We start from the raw sequence: 26,823 nt of genomic DNA on the forward strand, positions 1-26,823 counted from the left end.
TTAATTATGAGCTACTCATGAAATAATTATACTTGTAGCTTATTATAAAAAATTAGCTTGTTTAGAATACTAAACAAGCTCTATGTTACAATGATATTGTTTCTTACGGTTCTTAGTTCAATGAGAACTGGACCGCTTTTGCGGTTTACAATCGCCCACTTCTATAAGTGGTGAGTATGTTGAATATGCAGTTCTAATGCTCAAAATAATTTAAAACAATTTATTTACTTGTGGTAATAATCATAAATATATATTATATTTTACTAGAAGATGATAAAATTGAAGGCAAATGAACTTTTAAATTATAAAAACTGGGTTGTAGTTGTGGATGTATTAAATCAATCAAAATATGCTTATAAAATATTACTTTCTTTAAAAACAGATGGATTTAATGTAGTTGGTGTAAATCCATCTATTGAAAATAAAGTATACAATAAAGGAAGTGAGTATTTAGTGGAAGTGTCTATTTACAATAAGCACACTTTCACTAAAATAATACATGGAGATAAAAAAAATTATGGGAAATACATTTTGTATTACTACTGGTATGACATATATACCATTTTATAAAATTAATGAAAAAGAAATAATTATGTTGGATTCTGGATGGGCAAAAGGACAAAGACACGGAATTGATGAACTACTAGAAAATAACAACTTTAAGGTGGTTGCCATAATATGCAGTCATGCTCATGTTGACCATATAGGTAACAATACTTTTTTAAAGAATAAATTCAATTGTATAATCGCAATGCCAGCCTACGAAGCTCTTATTTGTAGTTCAGTTATAAATCTCAAGCTTTATTACAGTAATCAAACATTATCTGATGTTGCGTTGCATTTTGGACATATGGTTTGTCAAACAGATATTATGATTTATGATAATCAAAACTCGATATATATATGTGGAGTTGAATTCAAAATTCTTCATACGCCAGGGCATAGTCCTTCACATATATGCATAACAACTCCAGATGATGTTGCCTATATTGGAGACGCACTTATAAGTCATGAAGTCATGAATGGCTCTAAAATGCCCTATGCCTATATACTCACAGAAGATTTATTAAGCAAATCAAAACTTTATGACTTAAAATGTTCTAAATACATAGTTGCACATAAAGGTATATATAACGAAATTACAGGACTTATAACTGATAATATAAATTTCTATAAAAATAGAGCAAAAGCAATATATACTCTCATAGTAGGGGCTATGACAATGCAAGATATTCTAAAAACTGTTATTGAAAATTTTAATATTAATATAAGCGATATATATAAATATACCCTAATTGAGCGAATGTTAAGGTCCTACGTTGAATATTTAAATGAAACAGGACTTATAGTTTTAAATATGAATAATGGATTCCTTAAATACTCAAAAGCCTGAGAGATAATTTATTGTTTCTCAGGCTTAATCTATTTATAAAAGTTAATATTAAAGAATATTTAGATGCCTATATCTATGATATAATTTACTGTATGATAAATGAGCATAAAAGGTTTGGTGATAAAAATGTATACTTTTGAAATAATATACTGATATTATATGTTTATACAATAAAACTTAACAGAATATGGGGGAATAATAAAACTTATGAAAAAGAATGTAAAAATAATGATAATTTTACTACTAATAGTCGTTTTGGGATCTAGTGGACTTTATACATATGTTAATTATAATACAAAAAAATGGGCAAGTCTTGTATACCCAGGTGTTAAAATCGGTGAATTAGATATATCTGGGAAAACACTAGCGCAGGCAAAAGATATGGTAACTCAGAAATATCAATCCACTATGTTAAAGAAAAACGTAAATATTAAAACACCGCAGAAGACATATTCGTTAAACTTTGCAAAGATGAATGCAAAATATAATATTGATGATGTAGTTACTGAGGCTTTTAATTACGGCAAAACTTTATCACTATACGGAAAATATAAATTAATTAGAAAATCTGAAAACAAGGTAATTACTATGAAATTTACCTATAATTCTAAACCTCTAACAGATCTAATTTCTAATATGAAAAAAGAGATTAATAACACTCCTAAAAATGCAAGCATTTATATGAATGGCGATACCTTCATTGTTACACCTGACACTAAAGGATCTACACTTATGGATGATAAACTAAAAAAGGAAATCTTAAGTAAAATAAATGGCGACGTAAACTCTGGGGATATTCGTGTAAGCGCAGAAATTAAAACTACTTTAGCAACTGTAACGAAAGAAAAACTTCAAACTGTCAACACAAAACTCTCAAGTTTTTCTTCTGATTTTAGTACTTCAGCATATGGTAGATCCACTAATATAACCCTTGCAACAAAAATTATTAACGGAACTATTTTAATGCCTGGAGAAAGTTTTAGTTTCAACGACACTGTAGGTAAAAGAACAGCAGACAAAGGTTATCAGCCAGCACCCGTTGATATTGGTACCAAAGTAAGTTCCGATTATGGTGGTGGAATATGTCAAGTATCTACAGCATTATATAATGCCATAATTAGGTCAAACATTAAATCTACTGAGAGGAATCATCATTCCATACCTTCAACTTATATACCACTAGGGAATGATGCAACAGTAGATTGGGGTAATTTAGACTACAAATTTACTAATACCTTAGGATATCCTGTTTTTATTGAGAGTATTGTGAACAATAAGATACTAACTTTTAATGTTTATTCTAATTCAAGTTTAGCCAATAAGTCTTATACTCTTGTGAATGATATATATGCTGCTGTTCAGCCTGGCCCTACTCAGTATATAGATGATGCTACTCTTCCTGTTGGTAGTATTGTTCAAGAACAATTTCCTTTGGTTGGATATAAAGTAAGAACATATAAAAATACAATTCAAAATGGTAATGTAATTAATCATGAACTAATTTCAAATGATAGCTATCAGTTAAAAGCTGAGGTAATTAGAGTAGGTATAAAAAAAGTTAAGTGATCACCTATTCTAAAAAGGGGAAGTAAATATGCTAAATAAAAAAGTTATCGTAATTACATTAGGCATTATATTCATAATTACTTTTTCAGCTTTTTCTCCAAACACAGATACAAAGAAGGATAGCATTTATCCTACCGAGGGACAATGGATAAACAATGATAATAATAACTCTTTTACAACATATATCATTGATTTAAAATAATACAAATAACACGTAAAATCAGAGTATCAGCGCCTTAACAGATAATAACTCAAGTATTTAATTAGAATTTTATTAAATTTAACAAGATTCTAATTAATTTTAATTATTTATTCTTGTAAAAAAAGGAATTTGGAAATATTTGGAGAATACTTCTTATATATAATTAGGAGGCGCATACTATGATCTATGATGCATTTAAAATTGCTAAGCATTTAAATATAAGTAAAGTAACCGCATATGCTAAAATGAAACTACCTGAAGTAAAACCTTTTTTAATAACACACAATGGTAAAACCTGTGTAGATGAGAAAGGACTAGAGGCAATTAAACAATGCCTAAAATATAATCAAACCTCCGATTCAGAGGTAGCAGCTACTGTAGTTGCATCTAACGTAGTAAATTTATTAAAGGAAGATATGATTGAAACACTTAAAAATGACATTGAATTTATTAAACAACAATTAAATGTAAAAGACGGGCAACTCTATGATATTAATAAATTATTAGAAAATACACAGATCCTCTTTAAACAAGAACAAGAGAAAAACAAAATTGTATTATCCCTGCCTCAAACCATTAAAGAACACGATATCCAATTAATTGATACACTAAACCAGTCTCTTGAAAAACAAAGAACTAAAGCATTAGCCGAAGAAGTTCTCCATAGAAAAAAAGGAATTTTCCATAGAATATTTGATAAATAAAATATATATGACCTTGCTCTATGATAAGAGTATAATGTACGTATACGGTATGCTTTTGCAAAAATAATAATTTTGTAATAATACTAAATCATTAGGAGGTAAATACATATGTTAAAACAAACAATAAAAGACGATATTATTAAATATATGAAAAGCAGGGATAAGATAAGACTAACTACTTTAAGAACTTTAATGGCTGACGTTAAAACTAAAGAAATGGATTCAAAGAAAGAAATTGAAGAAATCGACCTAGTAAGTATTATTGAAAAAACAATTAAACAATTACATGAAACTCTCGACTATGCAAAACAAGCTAGTAACACAGAAATCATATCTGAATCAGAAATATCTATTGAAATGCTTTCGGTTTATATGCCAAAACAATTCACTGAAGATGAAGCAAAAGCAATCATCGCTGAGGTTATTGCTGAAAATAGTTTCAAGGGTAAAGGTGACATGGGAAAAGTTATGAAGGCTATTATGCCAAAGCTCAAAGGTAAGTATGATAGTAGAAAGGTAAATCCACTTGTAATTCAGTTACTTTCATAAATAATTTAGGGTAGTAATATTTATATTACTACCCTAAATTATTGTGTAAACTCATTTATTCTAGAATATTATTACCTAATTCCTTATTCAACTTCTTAAGTACTCTCTTTTCAATTCTAGAAATATATGACCTCGAAATCCCGAGTATTAATGCTATTTCTCTTTGAGTTCGAGGTTTACCATCGATTAATCCATAACGCATTTGAATTATTACTTTTTCCCTCTCCTTCAAAACTACATTTATCTTACTATAAAGCCTTTTAATTTGTATTTTATTCTCTACTATATCGCTAATAGGATCTTCCTCGCTACGTAATACATCCATAAGGGATACCTCTTTTCCCTCTTTATCCGTGCCAATAGGGTCTTGCAGATACACTTCCCCTTTTATTTTCTTGTTACTGCGAATTAACATAAGTATCTCGTTTTCTATACACCTTGCAGCATAAGTCGCGAGCCTTATTCCCTTATTCATATTAAAGGAATCAATAGCTTTTATAAGTCCCACCGTTCCAATAGATATGAGATCATCTACATCCTTTCCCGGGTAGGAATATTTTTTTACTATATGTGCTACTAATCTCAAATTTCGTTCAACTAATGTACCTTTAGCTAATAAATCACCCTCCGCAAACTTTGTTAAATAGTATTTTTCCTCTTCCTCGCTTAGTGGTTGAGGAAATGAATTGGTACCAGTTATATAAGCTGTTAAAAATGTAACATTTCCTATCATATCTAATAAACTATTTATGAAAAACACAGATGTTCCTCCTACTAGAGCTTATAGATATAATATGATTAATTATTTGTTTTCATGTTTTTAATATTTAATTTTACAATGTAACCATTTAAAACAGTCCCAAAATAAGTATTTTAGTTCTTATATTATAACCTTATTCATTTTTTAAACTAATTATATTTATTGCTTCATTTTCTCATCACTTAATAATGTAGTATTCTCGTCCAATAGTGTAGTATTCTCATTTATTAGTCCCGTATTTTCTAATGACTTGCTAGCCTTTTTTACTAATTGAATAGACTTAGCTTCTATACAATGTGTCTTTTGTTTCTCAAATTTCTTCTTACTATTAAATTTAGTAATTAGTCCAAGATTTATATACTCACTTAGATCTTCCTTAATGTAAATGTATATTCCAACTACTATGCTTGCCACCGCACCAAGACATCCGATAACTAGAAGTATTACATATCTCATGTATAAATTTCTATCCATACACTCTCCCTCTTATTTTATTGATTTCTGAGCTTTAAGCTCTTTTATATGATCTTCTAACAAACCAAATTGATCATCATTTATTGATCTATCATACCTTTTTAAGGCTAACTTATAATAAACATTCACCTTAGTATAATTTTTCTTTGTAGTTGGTGAATGAACTTCAATATTATAATAAAGTAATCCTAATTGGGTGTATCCCACATAATCATTAGGAAACATATCTATCATTTTTTGAAAAGTTTTTTCACTATTTACATAACTTCCAATTTTTTCATATGCATTTCCAATAGAATAGTATCCATCTACTTTATTAAAACCATTATTTAAAGCTAGATTGTAGTATTCTAAACTTTTTTTCATTAAGGCAATATATTTAGCAGTACCCTCTTTAAGATTACCTGCTTTGTCATTATATGCTTTTCCAAGTCTTACATGCAGCTTATAGTCTCCTGTTGCATTGCCTGTTGCCTCCCCCACTGAATTTGCCTGTTCTAATAGTTTTATAACCTTATCAAAACTGTTTGGATAAATATCTTGATTACTTGTATATATGTCTGTTAAGTCCATATAACTTCTAATTCTCACATCTGTGTCTGGCATAGTTTTAATGTAATTTTCAAGATTAGATATTATAGTTATTATTTCTTTTGATGATTTCTGCTCATATCCTAGTGTTTGAGCTGTATCCTTGTAAAATATTACAGATTTGTCTGTAGGATTTTCTATCATTCCATAATATTTATAAGCTTCCTTATAATTTTTTTCTTTAAAGAATGTATTTCCCATAAGGCTTAATATTCTTTCATCTTTAGCCACACTTAATTTTTTTAATATAACATTATCAATTAAATAGCTAATACCTTTCTCTAATCTTTGATTTTCCTCAAGACTTGTATCTTCAAGATAGCTATTTGCTATATCTATATACGCTTCTGGTCTGTTACTATTTTTTTCTACAGCTATATCAAATGTTGTAATAGCTTCATCATATTTTTTATCCGCTTTTAACTCTTCTCCAGTTTTAATAATACTGTTGTATTCTTTGATATTTTCTCTTTGTATTCCGCAATTCCCACTAAAAATAAAAACACTTGATAAAACAAATGAAAATAGTATAATATACACTTTCAACATTTTCTTTCTTACTAATTCTCTATATGCTGAATTTAGTTTATGAATATTTTCGAGATCAAAAATCATTTCTTTAACATTTTGATATCTAAGAGTTGGATCTTGTTTCGTGCATTTTGAAATTATATATTCAAATCCTTCAGACAATAAAGGATTCATCTCTCGTGCTGGTTTAATTTCATATGGAGGATCATTTGGTCCTTTCCCTGTCGCTAGATGATATAAAGTAACACCTAAACTGTAAATGTCCGTCCTGGCATCCGTTTGATGACTTCCATATTGCTCTGATGCAGCATATCCTTTTGTACCAATACATGTGGTATCTGTAGATACCTCTTCTTTGTACTCTCTTGCTATTCCAAAGTCAATCAACTTAATTTTACCAAGCGATGTAAGCATTAAATTTCCAGGCTTCATATCTCTATATATAATAGGGTTAGGCTTTATACAATGCAAGTAATCAAGCACATCACAAATTTGCTTGGCCCAATCAATTACAGTTTTTTCTTCAAATATACCAACCTCTTGTAATTGAATATCTAATGAAATACCATCTATATAATCTAGCACTACATAAATACTATCATCTATAGTAATTATATCTACTATTCTCGGTAATGCTGGATGATCTAATTTCTTGAGTATATTTGTTTCAGCCATTAAGTTTGATTTAGAATTAATTGTACTAACAGATACTTCTTTAATAGCCCATAATTTTTGTAACTTTATATCTTTTGCAAGATAAACTGTACTCATCCCACCTTTACCTAAAACATCAAGAATTTGATACTTATTTTCAAAAACCTTTCCAATTAATTCCATAATTCAACCATCCAATCTTCATTTATATCATTTTACTATTTCAATTAGTTATTTATATTCAATGTTTTTATATTTATTTCTTTATTTGGTCTTTTATGTCTTATATGGTTGTATTATATCATATTTTGTTGTAAACTTAAATCATATTTGTTTATTAATCGAGGAGGAGATATTTTTTGAATCGTCAAAAATTAGCAATACTTGTTGCCGTATGCTTTACAGTTTCAACCACAGTTGTTCCTGTCAATGCTACAACGGAACAATTAAAATCACAAACGGAAGTGACACAAAAAAACAATTTATCATTAAATGCTTATAGCGACACAATAGCCCCTACTTTATCCAATGTAAAAATTGTTTCTAGTAGTAATTCGTCAACTACAGCAATTGGGGATACAATAACATTAAAATTTACAAGCAGTGAGCTTCTCAAAAATAATCCAACCATAACAATTTTAGGCAATGCAATTAAAGAAAGCGATGTAACTTCAATTGGAAATGACTACACTGCAACCTATGTAATCGCACCTACAACTCATGATGGACCAGTTACCTTTACTATTAGTGATGTAATTGATATGGCCTCAAACCATATGGCTACTAATGTTTCTAAAATCACCACTGGTACAGACATAAATGTAACCAAACAAGTATTATCTGAAGTTACAATGTTATCTGATAATGCTAATAAAGATTATGCGAATTCAAGCAATACTGTTACTTTGAAATTCACTAGTTTTCGTACTCTTGCTAGAACTCCAATAGTAACAATTAATGGGGTCAATATTAAACCTGTTAGTATTGTTCCCAATACATATACTGCTACATATGCATTAAACAAAATAAAAACGCAAGGTCCGATAACCTTTAAAATTACTAACTTAATAGATATTTCTGGAGTAACCGAGGTTAATGGCATAAATTCAGTTACATCAGGCCCTGGGGTTACTTTTTATAACGCACCACCAACTGTAAGTGATGTTTACATTGACTCAGGTAGTTCTGATAAATCAGCAAAAATTGGTTCTACTATTCACTTAAACTTTACAACAAATAAACCACTTTCAACCCTTAACGCGCAGGCCCCTATAATAAAGATCTTCAACAAAATAGTTATTCCTTTGCTTATTACAAATGTTGGATTGAAATATACTGCTTCTTATGTCTTAAAAGATATAGATCCAGAAGGCTATATAAATTTTGAAATATCAAATTTAACTGACCTGGCTGGAAATCTTAATAAAGACGCTATAAATACTATGCCTGTTGACAAAAACATTAAATATGATAAAACTCCAACAGCTATTAATAATGTTACTTTTACTTCAAATAATCCAATAGCTACCCTTGCTAAACCTGAAGACAAATTGTCCTTAGAATTTGATACGGATGGCACTGAATTTGTGGCTACAAATGTAATTATAGCTGGACATAAAGTTACAGCGGTTAAAACTCCAAATACAAATCACTATAAAGCAGAATACACCTTAGATGATACTACTTTGGATGGTCAAATAATTTATGATTTTAATGGAATACTAGATGAGGCAGGTAATGTCGCACTTCCTACTAATCCAATCGATTCTTCTGTGATTTTTGATAAAACAGCACCTACCTTTACTAATATAAGCTTAAAATCAACTAATAGTAGTGGGATTGATACTGATTATCCTAATGTATCAGATATTGTTAATTTAAACTTTTCAAGCAGTGAAAAACTTAAAGAAAATCAATTTGTCGAAATTAACGGTCATGATTGCAACGTTAACTTAATTTTGGGAGATAGATATTCTGCAAGCTATAGATTAACCCAAAATGATGCTGATGCAAATATAACCTTTAAAATATCTTCTTTATTAGATATTGCCGGAAATAAATCTACAACTTATGATACTATAGAAGATGGCGACCCTATTATTTTAGATAAAATTGCTCCTACCATAGCTATAAGCGGAGTTATTAATAACGAAATTACTAATGATAAATCAATTGATGCATTAATTACCTTTTATGATGAAAATTTTGATTTAGATTCTAATATAACCACCATAAATGGTATTGATGTAAGTAAATCTATAAAAAAGACTGGTGACGGTCTCTATTCTTATAATTTTCATGCTACAGAAGAGGGAAAATATGTGGTAAAAGCCTATGGAAAAGATTTATCTCAAAATGAAACCACTAAAACTTTGACCTTTACCATTGACCGTACAATACCAGTGGTTTCATTTAATGTAAATAGTCCATATGTAAATAAGGCTTTCACACCAATTATAACTACAGGTTCACCAGAAGATGTTGTTATTGAAGTATTAATAAACGGCAGTTCAGTTGATCCTAAAAATTTACCAACATTATATAAAAACCAAAAATATGTATTAGAAGCAATATCAATGGACTTGGCTGGTAATGTCTCAAAAACAACAACTTCAACCTTTATATTAGATACGATTAGACCCCAAATTAATGTATCCGGATTAATCCAAAGTTTCTTTTATGCAACTGATGTCAATCCTAATATAACCTTTGCAGATGTAAACTTACTTAATTATACCATGACATTGAACGGTGCCAAGTATACTAACAAAGAAATCACCAAAGATGGAGTTTATGATTTGAAAATATTTTCAAAGGACAAAGCTGGCAATATAAGTGAGCAACTAATTCACTTTGTAATTGATAAGAGTAGTCCTACTATAGAGTTTAAATATCCCTTAAATAATAAAACTTTTAATAAAATAATAAAACCACTATTAATTACCAAATCTAAATATGGCCTTGATTCAATTTCAATGACTTTAGATGGTGAAATATATCATGGCGAAGATATAACTACCGACGGTAAACATACTATAATTGTAACTGCCAAAAATAAATCTGGCAAAGTAACTAAAAAATCATTTACATTTTTTATAAAAACTACACCTCCAATTATACGAATTACGAATGTTAAGGAGGGCAAAACCTATAAATCAGGAATTATTCCTGAAGTTTATAAAGAGGAAGCTATAAAATATGAGATGACCTTAAATGGTAAGCCCTATATATTTGGACTGGCTATTAATGATGCTGGACCTTATACATTAGTGATTAAAGCTACTGATACAGCTGATAATGTAGCAACTAAAACAATCCACTTTTCAATTGAAAATAAGACACTTGTTGGCGCTCTCAAAGCTATAAACCCTCTTACAGAAAATAAACGAAGTTCACTCCCTATAGTTGGGGGCTTGATTGCCTTATGTGCAGCTGGAATATTTGGGTTTTTCAGATTTAAATCAAGAAAAAAAACCGTAGCTAAATAAATTGAACCCTATAAGTTGTAATATGAATAAATCCCCTTTGCTAACTTAGCAAAGGGGATTTATTCCTTATGTACTACATAAACTATTGTACTACTTTAACTTTGGCTTAGCTTAGCTACGAGCTTTCCGTCCTTTTCAAAGACTTGAGCACCAAAAAAAGTCCAATAAGTACTTTTCTCTCCATTTGGATTAATGCCTACCTTTAGCATTATACTAACACCTTTTTTTGTAACTAAATCAGGGCCATCATATTGAACACTTAATGCTTTCACATTAACAGCTTGACCATCTTTTAGTTTAAGTTGAATTTTTAAAATTTTCAAGTAATCTACTAATTTACCTTTATCTTTCGCATTAATGCTTACTAACCCTGGTGTATAATCTGCAGGATAACTCACAATACTCTTATAAGCTGTAGCATCACCATTAAGATATCTACTAATTAAATCAATGGTAAAATCAACTTCTTTGTACTCACCTTTTACATACGGTTTGTTCTTCTCTTCATTGTAAATATAATCACTAACCTTAACTTTTTTTATGTCCTTGCTTCCAACAAAGGCAGTATCTAATTTTGTTTTTGAGGTTGCTTCTGTTTTAGAGGCAGCAGTACTAGCTGGTTTAGTTGTACTCTTTTGAGTAGTAGTTTTGCTAGCTACTTGTGTTGAACTCTTGGGTGTTGTTTGTTCCGCTGTCTTTTGAGAATTAGAACAACCTACTGCACTCAGTGCAACAAACCCCAACAAAAATATTGTTGTAACCTTGTGTGAAAATTTCATATTTCTCTCCTTATATATCTAAATTTACTCTATTAAAATTATACCATAAAAGCATAATTTGTCAAATAATGCTTCATTATCTCATATTCTTCTATATTATGTTCGCTTTTTTAACCTCTATTATTTTAATTATCATAATCCATAATTATAATTTCCTTTTCAAATGACACTATTGTATTAATTTTCACTATGTAATTTCATTTTTTTCATCTCTAAAAGAACCTTAGTAGATAGATTCTTCACCTTGTTTTTTATTCTTCAAAGCCTTCTCTAATAATTGAACATTTCCAAAAACATTAGGAACACTAATACTATTAATTACACGTTCCTTGAATTCGTCCTCTGAACCACCTTCATCAACTTTTCTTTTTAATATACATCCCTTAACAATTATTTTATCATTAGTAATGGTGTAACTACTAACCGATTGTATATTATGGTAATAAAATGTTCCACCTGAAATTGGATTTCTCTCTTTTAAACGAATAAATAAAATATTGTCCCCTTCAAGCACAAACTTCGTAGATATATACGTGTTCCTATATCCAAAGTAAAAAGCCCACCAAGTGATTATAATATTAAAGAATACAAATCCTCCTACAAAAATAAATGCCGTAAGAATAGGAGCCGAGCTAAATCCCAATTTTATTATAATTTTTCCTAAAATTAATAATATTATCATTACTAAAATTGGATATAGAAATAAATATAAAAGTGTCTTTTTAACATAAATCTTTTTATACTTTTTTAAATCAATACTTATTTTCTCTTTCATTTAATTCTCCTCCTTGCACAATATAATCCACTCTTTTATAGCATACTTGATTATCATATCTATATCCTTTATACCTTTTCCACATTATCCAAATTGCTTTTCCCATTCATCATTCTACCCTTTTAATTTAAGATTTAACAATAACTTTTCATTAAAATAAACTAAACAGCTGTCTTATTAGTATAATTAGTACAATTACTGAAATTACTTTTTGAATTAGACCTTGATCTTTTCTATTATTTTTTTGTATATCTAAATACTCTTCTTCTGCAATAGTACCATTTTTATGTTCCGCTTCTATACGTTTTCCATTTTTCACCTTTAAAATACCATAAATTATCAAATATACAAAGTAAAAAACAAAAAACACTACCCACAATATAAGTATATAAATATCATTTTGTTTTTTTGTTATTATAACTACTGAAGCCATAATGCAAACAATGCTTCCTCCAAACAGTATTCCAAACATTATTAGAGCTTGTTTTACTATATTATTACTATTATTATTCTTCATGTATTTCCCCTCTTCTTGATATTTGTTGCATTAATATCTATAAATTTCATCTCTACCCTTAGAATTCATTAACTTACTTTTTTAAAAATGTTTCATTACTTTTTCATTTACTATAAGCTTAAGGTGCTTTTTACATTTAGGACAATCTGTTGCTATATATCCTTTCATCTTTTGTTCATCCTTTCCTTTATAATCAATTCCATAAAATAACTTTCTTTTACAAACTGGGCATATGTACTTGATTCTTGGACTCATTGGTGTAAAATTAAATTGAATTGCCATAAACCATAATATTAACCAACATATAACAAATATTATAACTGTTTTAATATCATAGAAAATCAATGATACTAAAACTCCAATAGTAAAAATAATAGCTAAAACAAATTCATGTCTTTCATCCCGTAATAATAAATTACTAGTATTTATAAGCACGGTATTTTTATCTTCATTAGTCTTTTTTTCTTCTTGCCTTTTTAGCTTCTCTTCATTTAAATCCATGTCAATTCCCCCCATTTATTTCCTTTCGTTATATATTCTTCAACTAATATATTATTATTAATTTCATAACTCTGTAAAAAAAGGAGCTGCTCTATCCAATGATTCTATTAATCATTTTAAGACAGCCCCTCTCTCTTATGTAAGTGTTTTTAAATAGCTTTTTAATAAACAAGCTCTTTTTTTATATACTTTCTACAACTTACTTATCAAATCATTATCTTAGATGTTGCGATATTAGCCCTTAAGTTGGCTAGCTAAAGTTGCATCTGTTTCTTCTATAGTCTTAGCAACCCCATTTAATTGTCCTGTTACGTCACTGCAAACTTTTGGAAATTGTTGTAATACTTTACTCATTTCTAAAAAAGCTTGCAAAAATGAACTTTGTGCTGCACCTTCCCATGAACTTTCAAGACGGTTAACTTCACCTTTTAGTGTTGTAATTATATCTGTTACCTCTCCAGCCTTTTGTGTAAATTTACTAGCCGATGTTCTAAGTTCCTCTGGTGTAATCATAATTCTTGACATATAAATACCTCCTAAAAAAAATTTTTTATTTATATAAACGCTATTTTAGCGACTATATTGAATTAATAAGTTATAAATCTGATCCTAAGTTTGGGATATCTGTATAAAGATCATCATAATCAGTTTTTGCCTCTGTTAAGCACGATTTTAAATGTGTAAGAATATCTATATGCATCTGCATATTAGGAGTCCAAGTATCTTTAAATTTGCTAAAATACTGTGTGCTTGCACCTGAAACCCAACCCGATGCCTCCAAATCTTTTATTACATTAAGTAAGTTCTTTTTCATCACTGTAAACTCGTCAATAGATTGTTGGTAATTAAGAGCGGTTTGCTGTAACTGATTTAAGTCAATTTTAAGTTTAGCCATAAAAAAACACCCCCCTTATTTAGAACTTGGGTTTATTAACGTACCAAGTACCTTTCCTTTTACCGCCGCTGTGCTTCTATCTGCCTCAGCCTTGTCAATTTCATTTAACTCCTGGTAAAGTTCAGCTCTTATTAAATAAACTTCTCCCATATCTTCATTAATTGCAAGTAAATAATTAACCATTTCAAATGCCTTATCATAATTTTTTAATTCCTTATAACACATAGCTCTATACACAACTATATCAAGCATCCCTGGATTTGCAGAACTCGCAAATCTAAATATTTTTATTGCTTCTTCATACGCAACCTTTGATTCTACAGTTTTACCTAATCTCCCTAGGCAAAGTGCTCTATAATAAATAGCGGCAAAATAAAATGAATTTTGGTCACCATTCGCAATTATTTCTTTTGAATAATCTAGTGCTTTGCTAACTTTATCTATATTCATATATATATTTATAAGATAAAACCTAGTTTCATCATCAAAGCTTTCTTCTGATTCCTTTACCTTCTCATACAATAAAACTGACTCATCAATTCTTTCTTTTGCAAGTAGAATTTCTGCTTTTTCAAGAAGTATGGTTCGATCTTCTGTATTATTATATCTTGTGTCTATTATATCTAATGCTTCGTCATATTTCCCTTGTTTTTCTAATAACGTAACTTTATCAAGTATAAATCCATCATCATCAGGGAATAATGTCATGGCCTTTTTAAGAGTCTTTTCTGCTTCTAAGTAGTTCCCCATCTCAATATTTACTAGAACCTTATAATGAAGTCCCTCGAAAATTTCTGGATTAAACTCTATCATATTATCAAGTGTTTGTAGTGCTTCTTGATATTTGTTGTCAGCAATATATATCATGGCTTTACGTAGCTTTGCATCTGCTCTAAATTTATCCCTTAGAATTGCCTTATTATAATTTTTAATTGCTTCTTCATCATTCCCAGCTTCTTCTGCTAGATTTGCCAAGTTTACGTATAGCTGTGCATCATCATATCCATTATTTATAGCCTTAGCATAATATTCTCTGCCCATATCATTATTGTCTAGGAGAAACTCAACATTTCCAAGATGAAAATATGTAATTGCATTCTTCTTATCTATTAAAAGAACTTTATTAAAAGATTCCTTTGCCTTATCATACTTATCAAGCATAACATAAGCTTCTCCAAGATTAAAATATGATTCTAGACACATTGGATCTTCACTTTCAGCTTTTTTATACATTTCTATAGCTTCGTTATATTTTTCAATTGAAAATAATACTTTACCTTGTTGGTTATATTCCTCCACCTCAGAAATGCTTTTAATCTCCATTACTAATCACCTCTTGTTTTTTATTCTTCAAAGCATTATCTAATAATTGTACATTTCCAAAAACATTAGGAACACTAATACTATTAATTACACGTTCCTTATATTCATCCTCTGAACCACCCTCATCAACTTTTCTTTTTAATATATATCCATTAACAATTATTTTATCATTGGTAATGGTATAACTACTAACTGACTGTATATTATGGTAATAAAATGTTCCACCTGAAATCGGATTTCTCTCTTTTAGTCGAATAAATAAAATATTGCCTCCTTCAAGCACAAACTTTGTTGATTTGTACGTGTTCTTATATCCAAAATAGTAAGCCCACCAAGTAATTATACTATTGAGGAATACGAATACTAATATTCCTCCAGCTACCATAATAATAGGATCCACGCTAATTCCAAATATCATTATGATTTTACCTAAGATTACTAACAAGATTACTACTATAATTGGGTATAGGAATAAATATAAAAGAGTTTTTTTAACATAAATCTTTTTATACTTCTTTAAATCAATTTTTATCTCATCTTTCATTTAATTCTCCTCCTTGTAAATCTAATCTTTTCATAATCTTTTATGGCATGCTTGGTTGCATTTGAATATCCTTTACTCTTACAGCTTGTTCATACATTTTTTTGCCATTACTTATCGCATCATTAATTATCCCTTTACCTGCAAGTACTTTTTCTCCCCCTCTAGTGACATTTACGACAGCATTAAAATTAAACTTATTTTTAGATCCAAATTTAGGAAATATAAGTTTTGAAACACTAAAATTCTTATCAATACCTGCTGCTCCAAATCCGGCTTTAAGATCCTTACAAAATATTTTTTTCTTAGCAAGTTTTTTCATAAGACCCACATTGCTTAATCCGTTATACATACCCATCTTTTTAATTGCTTTAAAATCTTTACTTAACCCAAGTGGTGTTTTAATTATTCCATATCCTAATGTTGCAATTGTCAAAGCAGAAAAAGTTGATTTCCCGAATTTTTCTCCTTGCTTATTAGCAGCATTAGCCATATCCTCTCCACCAAATACATATCCAACACCATAGAATGCTCCACCACCAGCAGCTGCCAGAACATCCGAACCACCCTTTTTATCCAACCACCTTGACCCTGTAGCATCGCCTGTGCTCTTGTAGTTAGCTAATGCGGCTATATCATAACCCATAGAACTAGCTCCCTTAAATAGCTCAAACCCTGTACATAATTGAGCTGCAAGTGTAGATCCAAGCAATGGTCCTAGAGCGGCTAAGGAAAGCCCCCCAGTTGGCATCGCAAGTAAAACTACAGCAACAATCGCAACCACTGCAAGAACATCTTTTGCAACTCCTACCCAATACCTATGTGCTCCCTTCCTATACCAATCTTTAATTCCATCCTTAAGTCCTCTTATATCCTTTTTGCTTAATCCATTTCCACCTAAGATAACATTTGATAATATAGAAATACCATCAGTCTTTACTGCGTCAAGAATAACAGCAAGTCTACTAACCTTAATCCCTTTTTCTTTTTCAAACGCTTTTGTATCTGTAGTTATACGGCTAGCAACACGTTGATCTGTTTCTTGAGCCTTTTGAGAAAATTGGCTCATTTTTGTACCAAATAAATTAAGTTTATCAATTTTAGATTGATACTGTATATTCTTTTTATTTATACAATCATTAGCATTTGCAAGATTGCTCCGCGATGTAGGTATAGCTTTAAGCCCACTAACTATATGTTCAAAATTTTCTTTTTTACTTTCAAATATATCTGCCAATCTAGTAGCAACTGAAGTCGCATCACTAATTGCGCCATAGTCAATAACCATTACACTCATGATTTCCCTCCTATATTTATAATATATTACACCTATGTATTTACACTATTGCCCCATTGATAAAATATTAGCTTTCATGCTCTCTATTTTGGCATCAGTAGCTGCCTTTAGCGCATCTACCGCTTGTCCAGTTCCATCTTTAACGTTCTTTTCAACCTCAGCAATTTCCTTTTGAACATTAGCTTTAGCTTCTAAGATACTAGCTTTTACGGACGCTATTTTAGCATCTCTAGCCGCTTTTTTTTCTGCTGCCTCTTGTTCAATTTCCCTTTGGACAGCGTCAATCTCATATTGAATATTATTCTGAGCACTTATGACATTAGCATCACTCTCAAGTGACCCTTCCTTTAAGTTAGTTATTCTTTCAATTGTATTTCCTAAATTATCACTTTTAACACTACTTACAAAATATTCATGTAAGCGGAGTGTTTCACCATTAATATTGTCAATTAGAAAACTATCTTGTACCAAAGAACTTTTATACATTATTAATTTCCTGTGAATTTCCTTCTTATCTATAATTCTCCCCTCCTATTTTCCTACATTTATGCCCCTAGCTTTAAAATGCACCGCCACCTCCGTTACCACTATTAAACTGATTATTGCTACTCCCGGTAACCGGGTTATTACTACCACCATTAAACTGGTTATTATTACTTCCAATAAACGGATTATTGTTACCTCCTAAAACAGGAGGTGTGTACGGTTTTTTAGGAACTGCTGGCTTAGCTGCAGGTGGCTTTAGTTGACCAGCTAACTGAGTATCCCAATCTACATAAGACTTCATACAATCTTGCAGATCCTCTTTTATTGTAAATAAATTATCTTCTTCATCCTTTAGCTGAGTTTTAAGTCTACCATACTGCTTCTCAAAAGAATTCTTGCCTTTTCCCTCCCAATCATATAATAATTTTTCCGTTGAATCAAATACCCTTTCTCTGGCTACTCTGTATTTTTTTACAGCACTTTCAAACCCATTAATAGCCTCCTGGAAATTTTTTGTATCTATTTTTTTTACACTACCTGTATCTCCTGCCATTTGTTAACCTCCTACTCATTAAGTATTGTTTTAATTTTTTCAACTTCGCCTCCAAAACATAAATATCCATCACCAGGTTTTATTGGCTTGCTAAATTCTTTCTGCTGTTTAAATTCTATATCCACGAACTTTAAGTTAGCTACATCATCAAATAAGATTACCTTCTTATTTTCTTTTATTTGTTTAACTATTTCCGGAGTACCATACGCTACTGCTGCGTTATCCAAATTTGTAAATATAACCGCAACTTTTAAGTTCTTTAACTGTTTTGTAATTTTTGAAAACTTGTCATAAAGATCTTTATCTTTCACTGTTTCCTCAATAAAACTAGAATTCTCTATAACTAGTAAAATTAATGGATATTCTTTTAGAAGTTCACTCTCTGGTTTTGTACCTCTTCGCTGTATTAAATCACTTTGTCTATTTTCAAGTTTTTCAAGAATATTATCAATCATTCCTGATACGTCAGCTGTGTCAATTGTATATTGTTTAACATAACCAAAGTCCTTAACACTTTCAAGTTGACGCTTCATGTTATCGAAAACGTACGCTTCTGTCAAATTGTTAAAAATAGTTTTATTTATAGTTGTCATAAGGTGTTTAATAAAGTTTGTTTTCCCACTCTTTTCTCTTCCCATAATAGCGAGCATGCCTATTGTTAATAAGTTTATATGATTAAATGCTACTGTTGAATAATCAATACCAATAGGAATTTCATATGGGCTAGCAAACTGCGTTCTATTATTTGCAAATACCTCACTACCCTTAAGTATTTCTGGAACCTCAGGAATTTGTCTTGCTTTCTTTGTAGCATATTTAGCTTTGTTATCCTCTACAAATGCCTTCAATTTTTCTGCTCTAATTATTTCCTTATCACCTTTTACGCATAATGCAGTCTGGAATTCTACAATATGCTTATCCATCATGTATAGAGCTCGCCCAGGAGTATCTTTTGGTTGAATCCTACATCTTTCAAAAATGTTAGAATATTCACCTTTGTCATTGCAGGTATATGCAATTCTAGTACCAAAGTTTGCGAGCGTCTTATATCCCATTGCATTAGTTTGTGTTGCTGTTGTAATTATATTAATTCCCACACTTTGCCCTTCACGTGATAAATTTAATAATTCATCATCATATAAAGGATAATATTCCCTAAATGCAGAAATATTGTCAATTATGAAGAGTATTTGTGGTAAATTCTTAAATCCTGCTTCTTTATATGCCTCAAATGTTCCAACACTATTATTTGAGAAAAAGGTTTTTCTAATATCAATCTCATTATGAAGCATTCGGAACAAATTACTTATTCGTTCTTCCTCAGCTGGTAATACAATACCACCTATATGGTTTGAGTTTTCAAATACCTTCATTGCCATATTTCCACAATCTATTACATAAATGTTTACTTCAAGCGGTGTATAATTATCCATAATTGAATATATCATTGTCTGAAGTATCGTTGTCTTTCCTGATTGTGATGAACCGATAATAAAGGTATTACTATCTGATAGATTAATATTTAATTCAGTTTGTAATTGTTGTTCTGGATCATCATACAGCCCAACCGTCGCCATTATACCTGTCACAATGTCTATTACACAAGATTTTAATATATCCATATAAATTACATTCTCTAATGGAGGTTGGCAAATACCTGCTAATTTTTTAATGTTATCAGCTTTGCAATAATTATTTACATATTCAATAACAGCTTGCAATTGAGTCTTTACATTTTTGTCCTCTTCAGTCTTTTTATTAGAATATATTAACTGTTTCTTACCCCATAAATTTAGTTTATTTAATTCAAAAACATTACTATTTCCACCATCTGCTACTATTGCTTTTGCCCCACTGTAGGCAGATTGGAAAAGTTCAAATATTTCATTGTTACCGACTTGCAGATATGCCCTACCTGGTTCAACAATTTCAGCAGCTAGCGGTGTTTTGATTACTTCGTTACTATCCTCTTTAGTTTGAACTTTAAGACATAATTTAAACTTAGAGTTACTCCAAATCTGGTTATCTACTACTCCAGATGGCTTTTGAGTTGCAAGTATTAAATGAACACCCAAACTTCTACCTATTCTTGCTGTACTTATTAACTCCTTCATAAATTCTGGATATTCACTTTTGAGTTCTGCAAACTCATCTACAATTATTATTAAGTGAGGTATTGGATCTGTTGCCTTTCCATCCCTATAAAGCTTTATGTATGCATCAATATGATTTACATCATACCTTGAAAACATCCCCTGTCTACGGCGTAGTTCCGCCTTTATCGATAGAAGTGACCTATCTATCTCTCTACCATCAATATTTGTAATTGAACCTATCAAATGTGGTAATTCCCTAAATTGATTGGCCATTCCGCCACCCTTGAAATCAATAATCATAAATCCAACTTCATAGGGATGAAAAAGTGTTGCCATTGATAATATATATGTTTGAAGTATTTCACTCTTACCTGAACCTGTAGTACCTGCAACAAGTCCATGTGGTCCATGATGTTTTTCGTTAAGGTCTAAATATACTATCTGATTTTTAGTTTTAACTCCTAGTGGCGCAGCCATGCTTTTATAAACCCTTGATTCTGACCATCTAGTGTTTAAATCAAGATCATCCACTGACAAAATGTTAAGTAATTCAAAGAGTGATATATTTTTAGTTAGTTCGCTTTCTAAACTAACTGCATCAACTGATACTGCAGTTAACTTCAAAATAGCATCTTCCATTGTTTTGTCTGGTATCTTAGAATATTCAAACTTTGAAACATAATCTCCATTATCACTTTGTAATAAACAACCAGTACTACTATTATCAAGCCTTATTATTTCGCTACATCCCTTGGGAAGAAGTTCTTCATATTCTTCAAAGAACACAAAAGTAAAGTTGTACTTATTGCATGTTTCTATATACTTAGATACTGGATGTTTTTCAATACCCTTCTTATCAAAAACAAAAATAACATAACTAGTTTCTACCTGGTCATTGCTTCTCCTTGATAATTCAGCTTCTCTTTTAGAGAGTTCTATAAATAGATTCTCTAATATGTAATTTCTACTTTCTTCGTCATACATTAAATTTCTAATGCTATTATCTTCATCTTCGTTATTAACATTTTTAAGCCATCTTAACCATGCAAACTTTTCATGGTCCTCTTCTTTAAACATATAAAATAACTTTACATCTTTATAAAATTGCCTAGTTGTTATGTCCAATGTAATAGTTTTTAAAATATCATATAATTGATCACGCTTACCTACAATACCAATTGTATTGGATTTTGAGAACTTTGATATTATTGGTGAATTCGCAATAAAGCGATATTTTTTTTCTATCTCTTCTGGCATTGATACTAATTCATCATCAGTGTTTTTAAATTCTTGCTTAGTATATTTTATTTTGCAATTTGCTTCATTTATACCTGTTCCAAGTCTTACAAACATGAAGTCCTCATCATTTAAATCTCTTTCAAAAAGATCCTTACCAAAATCTTTTATTGTGATAATATCATCATCAATAGATCTATATACTTTTTCTAAAATTCTCTGTTCATTACTACGTTTGCCCTGAATTTCTTTTTCTTTTTCTTTTATGTATTCCAAGTATTTTTCCTTACGTTCAACGATAGACTTCTTATAACTTTTTCCATCCGTCATAAATGTAATAATAGACACTAGTACTCCAATGCTCATTGTTGCAGCACTGTATATAATAAACGAACCTCCACCACCCATTGATCCCCTAAGCATAATAACAAGTGCCAACATAGCGAGGGCAGGAAGCAATGTTACTATAATGTTTTTCTTTGGTTTTTGTGGTTTTGTTATTGGCTGCAATACTTCAATTTCTTCTGATGGTATTACATACTTTACTCTTGTACTTCTATTAAACTTTGGATACTTAAATGCACTTTTCTGATCGACAGCATCCATATAGTTTAGTTTATCAACTATTAAATTCTCATTTCTAGATGTATATAGGTGCTTATCCTTTAAATAAAAGCTGTATCCTACAAGCTCAAAAAAGTCATAATCCAAAATTTGTGAATATTCATCTATCTTTGTTCCATTTATATAAACACCATACTTTGTATTATTATCTGTAATGTAATACTTATTGTCTTTTACACTTAGGGTAATGGTGTCACTTTCAAGAAGCGTATCACAAATATAAATATTGCACCTATCAGTTCCGCCAATTGTTATAGACTGTACTTCACCAATATCAATAATACGTTCATAATTTTTTTCTACCAACCCGAAATCAATAAAAAAATTAATCCTGAATATTTCACCGTTGGAATTCTGGTTCTTGACAATAATTTCATCACCATGAGATAAATCCTTTGAATATATTTTCATTACACCATCTACAGTAAAATAAACGCTATCCCCTCCGTTTAACTGCCAACCATCATTAGTCCTAACTAGATTAAACTCGAATTCACCAAAGAAATTATCCTTATTAAATCTGAGCTGACAGTTTTTTGTAGTTCCTACGTTAATTAAATCTTCTTCTGAATTTGATAGCTCATATTCGCGGTAAATATTTTTCCCGAAAATTATTATCTTATATTTAGTATCCTTAAGCACTACTTTTCTCCCCCTACCCAGTGATATTTATTACTGTACCGTTTCTAAGTTTATAATCTTTCAATTTAGTATTACCTTTGAGCAAAGCTATCGGATTTTCAGTCTTTAGATAACACTCAGTGATACTACTTACATCTATTCCTAAATTAAAAGCCTGATTCAAAGCAACCACAAGGTCCTTTGCTGTTATATCCAATGGTATTTCAACATCAAATTTTTTACCACTTTTATGAATATATATAACTACAACAATTTTATCCATATCAAATCACCCCCGATTAAATGAGCGTATAGGCTAGCTTTTGAAAATGTTTATTCATAGCCAAAAATTCAAGGTCAAAGCTTGCATAATCAAGTTCAAAACATTCTATATATTCACTTATTGTACACTTATTATTTAAGTTACTACTTATAAGCCAATTAACTAATTGTCCAGAATACTTATTACAAATAAACATATATTTATTATTATCAGAGCAATCAATGTTTTCAAGTAAACTGTCTAATTTAGAAACAGATACCGCATCCTGACCTGTTATTATCAGAACCTTATCACAATAACTCATCATCATCGTTTTCTTACTAGTAAAATCTGATGAACAATCTACCACTACATAATCATATTGTCCCGCTTCTCTAATATCTTCTATTAAACGCTTATAATGCTCCATATTAATATTTAAAGAAGATATAGACTGCTTAAATGGTAATAAATAATCAAACATTTCCACTCCAACCGCTGAAGATAAATACTGAGTAATATTTTCTTCTCGCTGTATCATACGTTTTTCAAAGCTATGTGGACAAAATTCTTTATTTTTCAACATAAAATTATATCGCTGCAAAGTTTCTGTATTTATGTATAACACATGTTTATGACACTTTGCAATTGCTGCACTTATACCTAGTGCCACAATAGTTTTACCAGAACCTCCTGAAGGTGAATACACCATTACTACTTTAGTATCTTCCTTCTGATTTATTCTTCTTAACAACTTTGTTGAGGGATTACTCATAATCTCATTAAAAATCTCCTTAACACTTGTATACTTATATATTTTATTAATACTCATATCTTGAGTACTATTAACATCATTTGATTCAGTTAGTATAAATAGGTTTTCAATAGAATGTTTTTCAAGGTCACGTGTATATAATGTTTCATGTATAATCAATATGTCTATCTTCTTAAGTGAATTAAAATAAGATTTAAAATACTCTATATCTGATATAACTTCTATATTTGCTTTATCTCCAAACTCCTCAATAAATTTTAATTCTAGTGGCATTAAATATTTCTCGTCTGTATCTGCTAACACTACAACCAATTTGCCCATGAAAAAACACTTTCCTTCCATAATATGCTAAACATATCAATATCCTTTACTTGCTGATTCTAGCAAGAATTAAGGTAATATTGTCTGTTTCACCACGATCTTTAACTTCATTTATTATACTTTTACATGCCTTCTCTAAATCCATCTTTTGTTTGCTAACCATTTCCAAAATTTCATTTTCTCCAATGGTCTTATAAATTCCATCACTGCACACCATAAAAATATCGTTTTTCGAAATTTTGCCTGTTGCACAATAATAATTAATTTCGGCTCTATTTCCTAAACATTCTGTCAAAGCGCTTTGCTTATATATTTTTCCGTTTATTGTCTTATCCACAAGACAGGAATGATCTATAGTCAATCTTTCAATTTTCCTTGTTACTTTATAAATTCTACTGTCCCCTATGTGTACAATATAATAGATGTTCTTATGAATAAATAAAACAGATAAAGTTGTAGCGGTTCTAACATTTTTTAATCTTGAATAGCTCATAATCTCTTCGTTACATTTAGTAAAAGATTCAATTAAAGATGGGATCAATTTTCCCGTATCATTATAAAAGTTTCTAAAATCACAATCCCACCATTTATTAAAATTTGAAATCGCTATTGCACTGGATATCTCTCCGTCCTTTAGCCCTCCCACTCCATCTGCCACAGCAAATAATCCTGCATGAGCGTCCTGAACTTCAACTACTTTGTATACAAAACTATCTTGGTTAACTGCTTTTACTATTCCTTTATCTGATATTCCAAAAGAATTAATTTTAAAATTGCCCATGTGATATTTGTCATTCCTCTCGCGTTAAACCCTACTTAAGTCATTTTGCAGTTTTAACCATAAAGTCACTGTTTGACAATCTTACTTTATCTCCAATTTGTATTTGAACCCGTTGTCCCTTTTGTAGTTTAACTAAATTAACATAAGTTCCGTTAGAACTTTCAAGGTCCTCAATCACATAAGAATTATTAATGTAGGATACCTTGCAATGAACCCTGCTTATTGTTTTATTAAATTGAATAACTCCATCAACAGCTTCAGGATTTTTACCTATGATAAATTCAGGTTTACTAATAACAAGCTTTATGTTTTCTTTTGTCCCAATTCCTGTTAGCGAAATAGAGGGTGTGAATATGCTGTCTAATACTTCAGTAGCTCCGCCTTCATATATTGGCTTGAAATCCATATTACTTGGTGCCTGCACCTTTTTCTTTTTTTTCAAGACAAAAATATAAATCAGTATTGATGTTATTAAATCAATAGCTAATGTTACACCAATTGAAATCATAGATGTTTTAGACTTATAGTTAAAACTAAGTATTATCCCTACACAAATGAGCACTGTACAAATTTGAATAATAATTAATATAGGTGGCTTTATTAAGCGTATCTTTTTATCATTAGCTTTGGTTTTAATATTTTTAGTTTTGGTTTTAGGTTTAAGTTTATGCATAAGTTTAAGTCTAGGTTCAGCCTTATCTATAATCTTTAGATTTTCAATTTCTCTGCCCTCAAAATGATCATCTCCAGGTGCTAGTGATCCACTTTCTTGTCCTGTCTGCAATGGATTTATAGGTAGTTTGTTACTACCTTCTGATGGTGCCTCTCCACTTTGAATACCAAATTCATTCTTCATTGGATCTCTTATTATAATATTTCTCTTCATATTTTCTTTTATTTCATCTAATCTATAATTCTCATTTTGAAGATCATTATAAAGTCCATATACCATTTCTTTATTTAAATTATTATTTTCAGAAATCGCTTCTGCTAAATTTTTCTTAAGTTCTCTCTCAAATATTCCAATGCTACTTAAGCTCGTATGTGTGTTAACTGGAAGATATATAAAAAAAGCATTCAAATTATTGCTATCAATAAAAATTTTATCTAAATTCACCTCAATGTTCTCACACTGCATAAACCCATTATGTTTAACTTCTGATACAATATTGAGCACTCTAGATACTATTGATAAAAAATTTTCCGGTGTAAGCTGGTGTAATAATGACTTAAGGCTTTTATATTTTGAAATATCATAAACTAACTTTGTTTTTCCATTATGTGAAACTTTAACACATTTTATAAATCCATTTTTCTCTTGATTCTGTAACACCTTATATCCAGTTTCGAAAAAAAGGTATTCTTGTTCCAATATATAACTTATATTAGAATTGTCTCTATTTTCTTTAATTAGATCATTTACAACTAAATTGTTCATTTAAGTACCCATTCCCCTTTTTACTAACCGCTCCATCTGCTTTTTTTACAATGTTATTTTCATTTTGAAAAATTTTCAATGATTTGTCGA

General features: G+C 30.1%; 27 protein-coding genes. 7 read left to right on the forward strand and 20 right to left on the reverse strand.

All coding sequences use genetic code 11. The annotated features are described in order from the left end of the window. Positions 1-279: 279 nt before the first annotated feature. The 6 genes from KPL54_RS26085 (at position 280) to KPL54_RS12205 (ending at position 4,414) form a co-directional block, all read left to right on the forward strand. Entirely contained in the window at positions 280-570 is a 291-nt protein-coding gene (locus KPL54_RS26085; protein WP_253203451.1) for a CoA-binding protein, read from the forward strand. Next, positions 500-1,393: an MBL fold metallo-hydrolase gene (locus tag KPL54_RS12185; protein ID WP_216106817.1), complete on the forward strand. Its 894-nt coding sequence runs from the start codon at positions 500-502 to the stop codon at positions 1,391-1,393. The genes KPL54_RS26085 and KPL54_RS12185 overlap by 71 nt, the downstream gene beginning before the upstream one ends. 207 nt (positions 1,394-1,600) lie before the next feature. Beyond that, positions 1,601-2,959, forward strand: a complete 1,359-nt coding sequence (locus KPL54_RS12190) for a VanW family protein (RefSeq protein ID WP_216106818.1) — start codon at positions 1,601-1,603, stop codon at positions 2,957-2,959. 28 nt (positions 2,960-2,987) lie between these two features. Beyond that, positions 2,988-3,161 (forward strand): hypothetical protein, encoded by a 174-nt coding sequence (locus tag KPL54_RS12195; RefSeq protein WP_216106819.1) that lies wholly within the window; start codon positions 2,988-2,990, stop codon positions 3,159-3,161. A 179-nt stretch (positions 3,162-3,340) separates the two neighbouring features. Further along, positions 3,341-3,865: a hypothetical protein gene (locus KPL54_RS12200; RefSeq protein ID WP_216106820.1), complete on the forward strand. Its 525-nt coding sequence runs from the start codon at positions 3,341-3,343 to the stop codon at positions 3,863-3,865. A 108-nt stretch (positions 3,866-3,973) separates the two neighbouring features. Further along, positions 3,974-4,414, forward strand: a complete 441-nt coding sequence (locus tag KPL54_RS12205) for a GatB/YqeY domain-containing protein (RefSeq protein WP_171296387.1) — start codon at positions 3,974-3,976, stop codon at positions 4,412-4,414. Between the two features lie 55 nt (positions 4,415-4,469). Here KPL54_RS12205 and sigK read toward each other — a convergent pair whose 3' ends face one another. From sigK to KPL54_RS12220, 3 genes are all read right to left on the reverse strand, one after another. Further along, positions 4,470-5,174 carry an RNA polymerase sporulation sigma factor SigK gene (sigK, locus tag KPL54_RS12210; protein ID WP_216106821.1) on the reverse strand — a complete coding sequence of 235 codons (705 nt, stop codon included), beginning with the start codon at positions 5,172-5,174 and terminating at the stop codon, positions 4,470-4,472. Between the two features lie 159 nt (positions 5,175-5,333). Further along, entirely contained in the window at positions 5,334-5,648 is a 315-nt protein-coding gene (locus KPL54_RS12215) for a hypothetical protein (RefSeq protein WP_216106822.1), read from the reverse strand. A gap of 12 nt (positions 5,649-5,660) precedes the next feature. Beyond that, entirely contained in the window at positions 5,661-7,607 is a 1,947-nt protein-coding gene (locus tag KPL54_RS12220) for a serine/threonine-protein kinase (protein WP_216106823.1), read from the reverse strand. Between the two features lie 176 nt (positions 7,608-7,783). Between KPL54_RS12220 and KPL54_RS12225 the strand changes: the two genes are divergently transcribed. Continuing rightward, on the forward strand, positions 7,784-10,912 hold the full coding sequence (locus KPL54_RS12225) for a hypothetical protein (protein WP_216106824.1): 3,129 nt from the start codon (positions 7,784-7,786) through the stop codon (positions 10,910-10,912). A gap of 95 nt (positions 10,913-11,007) precedes the next feature. Here the strand turns inward: KPL54_RS12225 and KPL54_RS12230 are convergent, their stop codons facing one another. From KPL54_RS12230 to KPL54_RS12305, 17 genes are all read right to left on the reverse strand, one after another. Then, positions 11,008-11,691: a hypothetical protein gene (locus KPL54_RS12230; RefSeq protein ID WP_216106825.1), complete on the reverse strand. Its 684-nt coding sequence runs from the start codon at positions 11,689-11,691 to the stop codon at positions 11,008-11,010. Positions 11,692-11,914: 223 nt separating this feature from the next. Further along, positions 11,915-12,466 (reverse strand): hypothetical protein, encoded by a 552-nt coding sequence (locus tag KPL54_RS12235; RefSeq protein WP_216106826.1) that lies wholly within the window; start codon positions 12,464-12,466, stop codon positions 11,915-11,917. Beyond that, positions 12,444-12,572, reverse strand: coding sequence for a hypothetical protein (locus tag KPL54_RS26520; RefSeq protein ID WP_268037453.1), 129 nt, complete (start codon positions 12,570-12,572; stop codon positions 12,444-12,446). The genes KPL54_RS12235 and KPL54_RS26520 overlap by 23 nt, the downstream gene beginning before the upstream one ends. 45 nt (positions 12,573-12,617) lie before the next feature. Then, positions 12,618-12,983 carry a hypothetical protein gene (locus KPL54_RS12240; protein WP_216106827.1) on the reverse strand — a complete coding sequence of 122 codons (366 nt, stop codon included), beginning with the start codon at positions 12,981-12,983 and terminating at the stop codon, positions 12,618-12,620. Positions 12,984-13,064: 81 nt separating this feature from the next. Continuing rightward, a complete protein-coding gene (locus KPL54_RS12245) occupies positions 13,065-13,484 on the reverse strand; it encodes a hypothetical protein (RefSeq protein WP_216106828.1) in 420 nt (139 codons plus the stop codon). Positions 13,485-13,718: 234 nt separating this feature from the next. Beyond that, complete coding sequence (locus KPL54_RS12250) at positions 13,719-14,009, reverse strand: WXG100 family type VII secretion target (protein WP_216106829.1); 291 nt, start codon at positions 14,007-14,009, stop codon at positions 13,719-13,721. A gap of 70 nt (positions 14,010-14,079) precedes the next feature. Further along, positions 14,080-14,379 (reverse strand): WXG100 family type VII secretion target, encoded by a 300-nt coding sequence (locus KPL54_RS12255; RefSeq protein ID WP_216106830.1) that lies wholly within the window; start codon positions 14,377-14,379, stop codon positions 14,080-14,082. 15 nt (positions 14,380-14,394) lie between these two features. Further along, complete coding sequence (locus KPL54_RS12260; RefSeq protein ID WP_216106831.1) at positions 14,395-15,702, reverse strand: tetratricopeptide repeat protein; 1,308 nt, start codon at positions 15,700-15,702, stop codon at positions 14,395-14,397. Continuing rightward, positions 15,692-16,246, reverse strand: coding sequence for a hypothetical protein (locus tag KPL54_RS12265; protein WP_216106832.1), 555 nt, complete (start codon positions 16,244-16,246; stop codon positions 15,692-15,694). Before KPL54_RS12265 ends, KPL54_RS12260 begins: the two co-directional genes overlap by 11 nt. Before the next feature lie 40 nt (positions 16,247-16,286). After that, complete coding sequence (locus KPL54_RS12270; protein ID WP_216106833.1) at positions 16,287-17,540, reverse strand: hypothetical protein; 1,254 nt, start codon at positions 17,538-17,540, stop codon at positions 16,287-16,289. A gap of 45 nt (positions 17,541-17,585) precedes the next feature. Further along, the gene (locus KPL54_RS12275; protein WP_216106834.1) at positions 17,586-18,026 is read right to left on the reverse strand and encodes a hypothetical protein; all 441 of its coding nucleotides are present in this window, start codon (positions 18,024-18,026) and stop codon (positions 17,586-17,588) included. 73 nt (positions 18,027-18,099) lie between these two features. Beyond that, positions 18,100-18,579, reverse strand: coding sequence for a WXG100 family type VII secretion target (locus KPL54_RS12280; protein WP_216106835.1), 480 nt, complete (start codon positions 18,577-18,579; stop codon positions 18,100-18,102). An 11-nt stretch (positions 18,580-18,590) separates the two neighbouring features. Then, positions 18,591-23,177 (reverse strand): type VII secretion protein EssC, encoded by a 4,587-nt coding sequence (essC, locus tag KPL54_RS12285; protein WP_216106836.1) that lies wholly within the window; start codon positions 23,175-23,177, stop codon positions 18,591-18,593. A gap of 13 nt (positions 23,178-23,190) precedes the next feature. Beyond that, positions 23,191-23,439, reverse strand: a complete 249-nt coding sequence (locus KPL54_RS12290; protein WP_216106837.1) for an EsaB/YukD family protein — start codon at positions 23,437-23,439, stop codon at positions 23,191-23,193. A gap of 16 nt (positions 23,440-23,455) precedes the next feature. Then, positions 23,456-24,514, reverse strand: coding sequence for an AAA family ATPase (locus KPL54_RS12295; protein ID WP_216106838.1), 1,059 nt, complete (start codon positions 24,512-24,514; stop codon positions 23,456-23,458). A 46-nt stretch (positions 24,515-24,560) separates the two neighbouring features. Next, positions 24,561-25,295, reverse strand: a complete 735-nt coding sequence (locus KPL54_RS12300; RefSeq protein ID WP_216106839.1) for a PP2C family protein-serine/threonine phosphatase — start codon at positions 25,293-25,295, stop codon at positions 24,561-24,563. Between the two features lie 40 nt (positions 25,296-25,335). After that, positions 25,336-26,733, reverse strand: a complete 1,398-nt coding sequence (locus KPL54_RS12305; protein WP_216106840.1) for an FHA domain-containing protein — start codon at positions 26,731-26,733, stop codon at positions 25,336-25,338. Between the last annotated feature and the right edge of the window lie 90 nt (positions 26,734-26,823).

Source organism: Clostridium estertheticum (assembly GCF_018861295.1).
GTDB classification, from domain to species: domain Bacteria; phylum Bacillota; class Clostridia; order Clostridiales; family Clostridiaceae; genus Clostridium_AD; species Clostridium_AD estertheticum_D.

Coding starts and splice junctions, on each gene's coding strand:
- KPL54_RS12255 (WP_216106830.1), bottom strand. CDS start 14,379: ATGGCTAAACTTAAAATTGACTTAAATCAGTTACAGCAAACCGCTCTT.
- KPL54_RS12200 (WP_216106820.1), top strand. CDS start 3,341: ATGATCTATGATGCATTTAAAATTGCTAAGCATTTAAATATAAGTAAA.
- KPL54_RS12295 (WP_216106838.1), bottom strand. CDS start 24,514: ATGGGCAAATTGGTTGTAGTGTTAGCAGATACAGACGAGAAATATTTA.
- KPL54_RS12235 (WP_216106826.1), bottom strand. CDS start 12,466: ATGAAAGAGAAAATAAGTATTGATTTAAAAAAGTATAAAAAGATTTAT.
- KPL54_RS12265 (WP_216106832.1), bottom strand. CDS start 16,246: ATGAAAGATGAGATAAAAATTGATTTAAAGAAGTATAAAAAGATTTAT.
- KPL54_RS12230 (WP_216106825.1), bottom strand. CDS start 11,691: ATGAAATTTTCACACAAGGTTACAACAATATTTTTGTTGGGGTTTGTT.
- KPL54_RS12270 (WP_216106833.1), bottom strand. CDS start 17,540: ATGAGTGTAATGGTTATTGACTATGGCGCAATTAGTGATGCGACTTCA.
- KPL54_RS12305 (WP_216106840.1), bottom strand. CDS start 26,733: ATGAACAATTTAGTTGTAAATGATCTAATTAAAGAAAATAGAGACAAT.
- KPL54_RS12190 (WP_216106818.1), top strand. CDS start 1,601: ATGAAAAAGAATGTAAAAATAATGATAATTTTACTACTAATAGTCGTT.
- KPL54_RS12275 (WP_216106834.1), bottom strand. CDS start 18,026: ATGTATAAAAGTTCTTTGGTACAAGATAGTTTTCTAATTGACAATATT.
- KPL54_RS12260 (WP_216106831.1), bottom strand. CDS start 15,702: ATGGAGATTAAAAGCATTTCTGAGGTGGAGGAATATAACCAACAAGGT.
- KPL54_RS26520 (WP_268037453.1), bottom strand. CDS start 12,572: ATGGGAAAAGCAATTTGGATAATGTGGAAAAGGTATAAAGGATATAGA.
- KPL54_RS12245 (WP_216106828.1), bottom strand. CDS start 13,484: ATGGATTTAAATGAAGAGAAGCTAAAAAGGCAAGAAGAAAAAAAGACT.
- KPL54_RS12205 (WP_171296387.1), top strand. CDS start 3,974: ATGTTAAAACAAACAATAAAAGACGATATTATTAAATATATGAAAAGC.
- KPL54_RS12290 (WP_216106837.1), bottom strand. CDS start 23,439: ATGGATAAAATTGTTGTAGTTATATATATTCATAAAAGTGGTAAAAAA.
- KPL54_RS12240 (WP_216106827.1), bottom strand. CDS start 12,983: ATGAAGAATAATAATAGTAATAATATAGTAAAACAAGCTCTAATAATG.
- KPL54_RS12250 (WP_216106829.1), bottom strand. CDS start 14,009: ATGTCAAGAATTATGATTACACCAGAGGAACTTAGAACATCGGCTAGT.
- KPL54_RS12220 (WP_216106823.1), bottom strand. CDS start 7,607: ATGGAATTAATTGGAAAGGTTTTTGAAAATAAGTATCAAATTCTTGAT.
- KPL54_RS12300 (WP_216106839.1), bottom strand. CDS start 25,295: ATGGGCAATTTTAAAATTAATTCTTTTGGAATATCAGATAAAGGAATA.
- KPL54_RS12280 (WP_216106835.1), bottom strand. CDS start 18,579: ATGGCAGGAGATACAGGTAGTGTAAAAAAAATAGATACAAAAAATTTC.
- KPL54_RS12185 (WP_216106817.1), top strand. CDS start 500: ATGGAGATAAAAAAAATTATGGGAAATACATTTTGTATTACTACTGGT.
- KPL54_RS12195 (WP_216106819.1), top strand. CDS start 2,988: ATGCTAAATAAAAAAGTTATCGTAATTACATTAGGCATTATATTCATA.
- KPL54_RS12215 (WP_216106822.1), bottom strand. CDS start 5,648: ATGGATAGAAATTTATACATGAGATATGTAATACTTCTAGTTATCGGA.